The organism is Armatimonas sp. (genome assembly GCF_031410135.1).
Classification (GTDB): Bacteria; Armatimonadota; Armatimonadia; order Armatimonadales; family Armatimonadaceae; genus Armatimonas.
In genome coordinates this window covers 1-1,012 of sequence record NZ_JANNYP010000563.1, presented here as the reverse complement: position 1 = coordinate 1,012, position 1,012 = coordinate 1, and the positions used below count along the sequence as shown (strand labels likewise).

At 61.6% G+C, this 1,012-nt stretch carries 1 protein-coding gene; it reads right to left on the bottom strand.

Features of this window, described 5'->3' with window-relative positions:
* Nucleotides 1–61 precede the first annotated feature (61 nt).
* Nucleotides 62–850 (bottom strand): 3-ketoacyl-ACP reductase, encoded by a 789-nt coding sequence (locus RMO15_RS20720; protein ID WP_309716465.1) that lies wholly within the window; start codon nucleotides 848–850, stop codon nucleotides 62–64.
* Between the last annotated feature and the right edge of the window lie 162 nt (nucleotides 851–1,012).

Sequence of the window (1,012 nt, the reverse complement as noted above, 5' to 3'; positions counted from 1 at the left end):
ACAAGCTCATTCAATCTGGCAAAGCAGCCACCGCAAAGAAGCTCTTGCCGACAGAGCGCATCTACAGCGTTCGCAGGTGAAAGCCACCGTCGATATTGATGACCTCCCCGGTAGAGAACGGAAAGTCGCCGCGTGCAATGGCGGCGACGGCCCGCCCTATGTCCTCGGGAAGGCCCCAGCGCCGGATGGGCCATGCGCCGCCCTCGATTGCACTGTCGTATTTCTCTTTTACACCTGCGGTCATGTCGGTCGCGATCACGCCGGGCCGCAATTCATAGACCCGAATCCCGTACTCCGCCAGCCGCGCCGCCCAGAGCGCCGTGGTCATACCCAGCCCTGCCTTGGAGATGCAGTAGTCCCCCCGATTGACGGAGGCAGTGTAGGCAGAGATCGACGAGACCGTGATGATTTGCGGCACACTGGCTCCCCCAATCTTGCGGGCGGGGGGGGCCATTCGTGAGATCATCTCTTTGGCCACCCGCTGCGTCAGAAAGTACGGCCCTTTGAGATTGATATTGATCAGCCTATCGAAGCTCTCCTCGCTGGCATCGAGCACATCGGCGCGTACACTCGGCGCGACCCCGGCGTTGTTCACCAGCAAGTCGATCCGATCCGCCACCCCGAGCGTCTCGTTCACCAGCCGCTCACGATCCTCCGCCACCGAGACATCGGCACGCACGGCCAGCGCATCGCCGCCCGCAGCTTTTACCAGCGCCACACACTCGGTGGCGGCGGCGGTATTGCCCGCGTAGTTCACCACCACAAACCACCCGAGCTTGCCCAGCTCAATCGCAATCCCCCGCCCAATCCCCCGCCCCGCGCCCGTCACCAGCGCCACTTGTCTATCCATTTTCTTCGCTCTCCCAATCCTTTACCTCTCGCTCGCCGGAAAGGGTTTCCAGCGCCCGACGAACAGTCTGTACCATGTCTTCGGACGCGTGTGCTTGTTGCATGTTTTGGTAAGCCACCCAGAGTGTGGGAATCGCCTCCAGCCTCCCTAAATTTTCGAGAC

What these genes read in the sequence shown, in the direction of transcription:
- RMO15_RS20720 (WP_309716465.1), bottom strand. Translation starts at nt 850, where the DNA reads ATGGATAGACAAGTGGCGCTGGTGACGGGCGCGGGGCGGGGGATTGGG.